The organism is Paraburkholderia oxyphila NBRC 105797 (genome assembly GCF_000685075.1).
GTDB classification, from domain to species: Bacteria; Pseudomonadota; Gammaproteobacteria; order Burkholderiales; family Burkholderiaceae; genus Paraburkholderia; species Paraburkholderia oxyphila.
Window position 1 is genome coordinate 75608 of the sequence record NZ_BAYD01000046.1, and the last position, 6228, is coordinate 81835.

Annotated in this window: 5 protein-coding genes; all 5 read right to left on the reverse strand. The window is 68.2% G+C overall.

What is annotated here, in order from left to right; translation table 11 throughout:
* Positions 1-36: 36 nt before the first annotated feature.
* Positions 37-750 carry an OmpA family protein gene (locus BO1_RS26195; RefSeq protein ID WP_028220086.1) on the reverse strand — a complete coding sequence of 238 codons (714 nt, stop codon included), beginning with the start codon at positions 748-750 and terminating at the stop codon, positions 37-39.
* 230 nt (positions 751-980) lie between these two features.
* Positions 981-1499: a hypothetical protein gene (locus BO1_RS26200; RefSeq protein ID WP_028220087.1), complete on the reverse strand. Its 519-nt coding sequence runs from the start codon at positions 1497-1499 to the stop codon at positions 981-983.
* Between the two features lie 256 nt (positions 1500-1755).
* Positions 1756-3378: a glutamate--cysteine ligase gene (gene gshA / locus BO1_RS26205; protein ID WP_028220088.1), complete on the reverse strand. Its 1623-nt coding sequence runs from the start codon at positions 3376-3378 to the stop codon at positions 1756-1758.
* A 267-nt stretch (positions 3379-3645) separates the two neighbouring features.
* Positions 3646-4578, reverse strand: coding sequence for a DNA-3-methyladenine glycosylase family protein (locus tag BO1_RS26210; RefSeq protein ID WP_156992407.1), 933 nt, complete (start codon positions 4576-4578; stop codon positions 3646-3648).
* 101 nt (positions 4579-4679) lie between these two features.
* Entirely contained in the window at positions 4680-5894 is a 1215-nt protein-coding gene (ada, locus tag BO1_RS52810; RefSeq protein WP_084688196.1) for a bifunctional DNA-binding transcriptional regulator/O6-methylguanine-DNA methyltransferase Ada, read from the reverse strand.
* Between the last annotated feature and the right edge of the window lie 334 nt (positions 5895-6228).

Sequence of the window (6228 nt, forward strand, 5' to 3'; positions counted from 1 at the left end):
GGTGTGCGCTGTTGCAGCCGTGACGACGTGGGCTGATTAGCGTGCCGTGATGCCGCTGGTCTTGATTTCGACGCGGCGGTTTTGCGCGCGGCCTTCGGCCGTGGCGTTCGATGCGATCGGCCGCGTCTTGCCGTAGCCGTGCACTTCATACTGGCCGACATGCAGGCCGTGCGACTGCAGGTAGTTGCGCACGGTTTGCGCACGGCGCAGCGAGAGGCGGTCGTTCAGCGCAGTCGAGCCCGTGGAATCGGTATGGCCGTCGATCACGACCGTGCCGATGTTCACGCCGTCGCTGTCCGCGATGAACTTGTCGAGTGCCTGCTTGCCTGCCGGCAGCAGATCGTACTTGTTGATGGCGAAGTTGGCGTCCGCGCTCAGCGTGATGGTTTGCGGCGTCGTGTTGACCTGCGGCTGCACCGGGGGCGGCGGGGGCGGCGTCTGGACAACGGGCTGCGGCGCCTGGCAAATGAACATGATCTCGCGCGGATCGTTCTCGGGCTTGAAGCCCGACACGGCGCGATCCGTGGACGAGACGCGCAGCGGCTCCTTGTCGCCGCAAATCTCGGTGACCTTCGCCATACAGGCCTTGGAGCTTTCGAGCAGGCCGAGACACTGTACGCGATAGGCCTGCGTGCCGTTGGCGAGCGTCACGATGTCGAGGTTGTAGGTCGGGCCTGACGCGGTCGTGCAACCAGCCGCGACGACGATAAGGGCAGCCAGTGCGCTGGCTGGCAGAAGTCGCATTTTCATTTTCGATTCGAATGATGGAAGAGGAATGTACTGTCGTCCGGCGCACGCCGAAGCAGTGCCACGATACGATCCCTCGACACGTCACCCAATCAGATAATGCTTAAATGCACAATCGAAGTGATTCGATTCGGACTCCGCGCGATCGCAGTGAGCGGGCCGCCTTGTCTCCTTCGCGGCGCTCGCCCTGACAGACGTGGTGCGTCGTCAGGGCGCAGATTCATCACGCGGATTCAAGGAGAGGAGGCCGTGGGGGCCGCGCCCGGCACCGCCAATGCGGGCGCCTGAGTGGGTGCCTGATCGGGTATCTGGGCGGGCGCCGCGCTCGTGTCGGCGGGGTCGTTGTCAGCGCCCTGGATCGGCTGCTCGATGCCGGTGCGTACGTATTGCTTGAATGCCGCGCCTGCGGCCCACGGGTCGGGCTTGCAGCCGAGCGAGCTGTCGCAATGCGCCGCGAAGCCGATGGTGGTTGTGCCGTCGCTGTTGTGGGTCCGCGTGATTTCGTAGGCGAGCGCGCGCTTGCCGCCACCGGGGCCGGCGGTCTGGATCAGCGTGTCGGTCACGGTCTGCACTTCGTATTTCGAATGACCGCGCACCCAGTCCTCGGCGCGCTGCCACCAGATGTCGCACTGTGGCTTGTCGCTGCAGGTGAGCGGCGCGGTGGCGATCTGCATGACGTCGGGATTCACCTGGCCGCGTGGCGCGCAGGCCGCAAGCGCCGCGCAAAGCAGGATCGGCAGAGTTCGTTTCATCGCGTGGGTTCCTCCCTGAATGGGCACGCGTCGCGCGCGGCCCGGTCGTTTTGTCGTTGGCATGCGGGGCATCGGCGTATTTCAGCGCGCCATGCTCATAAAACATTGGACCGCGCACGCGCGTCCGTGTTTCAAGCAAATGGGATGCCCGAATCGGGCGACTCAGCGCGCTCCATGGCGCGCGCTGCCGTCGCGCGTCAGCCAATGGCGTTTTGCGCCGCGCGAAATGCGGCGCAAAACGCTGTATGGCAACGGGTCAAACGCTGTAGCGATTGAGCGTGTAGGCGCGATACGCGGTCACGAAGGCGTCGAACGAGCCGACTTCCTCACGCTCGAGCTTCGCCTGTTCGTCTAGCGACTCGCGCGCGAGCGCTTCGAATTGTGCCATCGCTTGCGTGTCGAGCGGACGCGAGAGGAAATGCGCCGCATGACGCTCGCTTTGCGCGAGCGCAAATTGCAGGAACGATTGCTGGTTGTCGCGCATCGTTTGCAGCACGCGTGCGGAAGGCGTGAGCGACGCATCGGCGAGCTTCGCGCGCTGTGTCGCGAGCGAGCGCGCATGCTCGTCGCCACCGTGCAGCGCGTCCAGCACGGCTGCACTGTGCTCGATCTTCTCGAGCAGTTCGGCGGCCCAATCCTGCAGCGAGATCGTCGCATTGCCGCGCTTGAGTTCGAGGCCCGGCCGGCGCCCTTCTTTCGCGACGAGGCCGAAGTTCTCGTTCGCCTGCTCATATTCGGCTGCGGGCAAGAGCGGGCTCTCTTCGAGCGCGCAAGCAAGCAGATAGGCGTCGAGAAAACGCGCCGTCTCGAGCGAGATGCCGATGGGCTCGAACGGATCGATGTCCATGCAGCGCACTTCGACGTATTGCACGCCGCGCGCGGCGAGCGCGTGCAGCGGCCGTTCGCCGGGGTACGTGACGCGCTTGGGACGGATCGTCGAATAGAACTCGTTTTCGATCTGCAGCACGTTGGTGTTGATCTGCACCCACTCGCCGTCGCGGTGCGTGCCGATGGCCTCGTACGGCGGATACGGCTGGCTCACCGCCTGCGCGAGCGCGTCGAGGTAGCCCGGCAGCGTGTCGTAGTCGGCGCGCAGCGCGGACTGGCCCGTGGTGTTCGAGTAGCCGAGGTCGCTCATGCGCAGGCTCGTCGCGTACGGCAGATAGAGCGTGTCCGCGTCGAAGGTGTCGAGCGCATGCGCGCGGCCGCGCAAAAAGCGCCCGTCGAGCGCCGGCGACGCGCCGAACAGATACATCAGCAGCCAGTTCGTGCGGCGGAAGTTGCGTATCAGCGCGAGGTAGCGCTCCGACTGATAGTCCGTCTCAGTGGCGGTGGACTGCTCGTGCGCGTGCAGCGCGTGCCACACGTCTTCGTTAAGCGAATAGTTGTAATGGATGCCCGCGATGCACTGCATGGTGCGGCCGTAACGCAGCGCGAGCCCCATGCGGTAGACGTACTTGAGGCGGCCGATGTTCGAGTTGCCGTAGCGTGCGATGGGAATGCCGTCGTCGGTGTCGGGCAAGAGGCCCGGCATCGATTCGTTCCACAGCATCTCGCCGTCGCGCGCGAGCACGCCGTAGACGTAGCGATGGAGCTCGTCGAGCTTCGCGAGCGTGATGGACGCGTCGTGTTCGGCGGGCGTGATGATCTCGATCAGCGCTTCCGAGTAGTCGGTCGTGAGCGACGGATGCGTGAGGGCCGAGCCGAGCGCCGCCGCATGCGGCGTCATGGCGAGATGGCCGTCACGCGTCACCCGCAGGCTTTCCTTTTCGATGCCGCGCAGACCGCGCGTGAGCGCGTCGCGATGCGGCCCGGCGCTCAGCACGGAAAGGCGCTGCGTGAGAACGTCGTTCGTGCGTGTAGAGGTCGTATCTGGCATTGAAGGCAGGTCGGGCTCTGGCCGGCGACGCCGTGCTGCGCACGCCGCCGACAAGGGATTTTCGGTAGCGGGCACTTTAACATCTCGCCGGAAGACCTGCTTGAGGCCCCTTCGGGCGGGGTTTTGCGGCTGATCCGGCGGTGCGCGCGACGCGCCCGCCATTGCCCCCGATTGCCCGACTGATCGTGTGCACGGATCGACGAGCAGTTCGCGCGCTCGCGGCGGCGCTCGTGCGAGCGCCGCTAGCGGATGGGTATCGCGGGGCCGTTAGCCGCCGCGCGCCGCGCCAGCGCGATCGGCAATCTCGTTCCAGAGATGCATCGCGGCATAGGCGCGCCAGGGCCGCCACGCGTCGGTGCGCGCGCGCTGCTGCGTCGCGCGCACGAGCGCGGGGTCGCGCGCGGCGATGGCCTGCATGAGCACGAGGTCGGTGGCGGGCCACGCATCGGCGTCGCGCCACGCACGCATGGCCACGTACTCGACCGTCCAGGGGCCGATGCCCGGCAGCGCGAGCAGTCCGGCGCGCATGGCGTCGAGGGTGGCGCGCTCGGCGGCCGTGTCGGCGCCGGGCTCGACCGGACGATTACGGCGCTTGCTGGCTGCACTAGGCGCGGCGTCTTGCGCCGGCGCACGCTCGATGGCGAGTTCACCGCTTGCCACCGCGGCCGCGAAGCCCTGTAGCGCGGCCACGCGCTTGCCTGGCATGCCGATGCCAGCGAGGTCCGCGGCGGCCAGCGCGGCCGGCGTTGGAAAGCGCCACGCGGTGCGTGTGTGCGCGTGGCCGTCGATGCGCTTGCCCACGCGCTCGACGAGGCGGCCCACGATGGTCGTCGCGGCTTTCACGCTGACCTGCTGGCCGACGATCGCGCGCACCACGAGCTCGAAGCCCGACCACGCGCCCGGCACGCGCAGCCCGGGCGCCGCGGCGACGAGCGGCGCGAACCACGGATCGGTGGCGAGACCCGCACCGATCGCAGCCGGATCCGCTGCTACGTCGAAGATGCGTGCGAGCGGTGCGGCAAGCGCGGCTGCATGAGCACTCACCGGCCCGTCGATTTCGACGACGAGGCAGCGCTTTCGCGCATGGCGGCGCACGGCCAGCGTGCCGCTCGCGCCCTGGAAATCGATCGCGCGCAGCCACGCGCCGTCCTCCACGGTCTCGACGCCGGGCGTGGCCCGCCCCGCCAGAAAGCGCAGCATGCGCGGCCAGTCGTACGGCGCACGAAACGGCAGCTCGACGGTGGCATCCGGCTGCGGACCGGCGTTTCGCGATTGCAGCGCCTCGTTCGGCAGGACGGCGCTCAAGCGGTGGTCTCCGGCGTGGCAGTGGCGCGGGCGCGCTTCGAACTCCGCGCCGGTGGGTCATCGGCGAGTCCTGGTTCGGCTACGTGGACTTCGCCCGCCCGCGCCTCGGCATCGATGAGCGCCGCCTTGCGCTCGAGTCCCCAGCGGTAGCCCGCGAGCGCGCCGCCCTTTTGCACGACGCGGTGACACGGAATCGCCAGCGCCACCGGGTTCGACGCGCATGCGCTCGCGACGGCGCGCACCGCGCGCGGCGCGCCGAGCGTTTCGGCGATCTGCGTGTAGCTGCGCGTCTCGCCGTACGGAATGCGCTGGAGCGCGTCCCAGACACGTTGCTGGAACGCCGTCGCGGCAATGTCGAGCGGCAGCTCGATGCGCTCGCGGCGGCCGTGCAGATAGGCGTCGATTTGCGCGACGAACGGCGCGAGTCCCGCCGTGTCCTCGATGCAGCGCGCGTTCGCGAAGTCGGCGGCGAGGCTCGCGCTCAGCTCGCCCGGATCGTCGCCGAATGCGATCCGGCAGATGCCTTTGTCCGTGGCCGCGACGAGCACGCGCCCGAGCGGCGTGGCCGCGTTCGCATAGCGGATCGTGAGTCCCGCGCCCTTGCGGCGGAACGCCGACGGCGCCATGCCCAGCTCGCCCGCCACGCTCTCGTAGAGCCGCGACGATGAGTTGAAGCCGGCGTCGGCGCTCGCGCGCGTGACGTCGGCGCCGTGCGCGAGCGCGTCGCGCAGCACGGCGCCGCGGCGCGCGGCCTGGTATTGGCGCGGCGAGACGCCCAGCACGCGCTTGAAGAGACGCTGCAGATGGAACGGGCTCAGATGCACGGCCTCGCCGAGCTGCGCGAGCGTGAGGCGCGCCTGCGGATCGGCGTCGAGGGCGGCGCAGGCGCGGCGCACGATCTCGAGCTCGCGCGGCAGACCGCCGGGGCGGCAACGCTTGCATTCGCGGTAGCCGGCGGCGCGCGCGGCGTCGGCATCGGCGAACAACTCGACGTTCTCGCGGCGCGGCAGGCGCGACGCGCAGGACGGGCGGCAAAACACGCCGGTCGTGCGCACGCCATAGAAGAACTGGCCGTCGGCACGCGCGTCGCGAGCCGCGATGGCGGCCCAGCGCTCGCTGTCGGTGGTAAATGCGGTGGCAGACCCGGGGGCAAGCGTGCTGTCGAAGTCGGCGGCGAGCTCGCCGTGAGCGGCGGTCGGGATGGCGTTCATTTCGTGACTCCCGCAAATGGCGGATTTGATGGTCCCACTGTAACGGCTTGTACGCATGACGGCCTGCCGGATCTTGCGCTGTCGTTCCGTTGCTGAGGATCAGGTGCGGCCGGCGGGGTGCGGTCGGATGGCTGATCTGGCACCGCTGAGTCGCCGCCGTTACCTGGCTGCCGCCCAACTACCATAGAGGTGCGACAACAAGTGCGGCAATTTGGCACGATTGCGGGTTTTCCCTTAAAAACTTGTTGCGTCGCGTCAGACCGCTGTGTATAGTGGTTCCTGTCTCCTCCATGTCTCCTCCTGATATGGATTAAGCCCGCTCACAGCAGCGGGC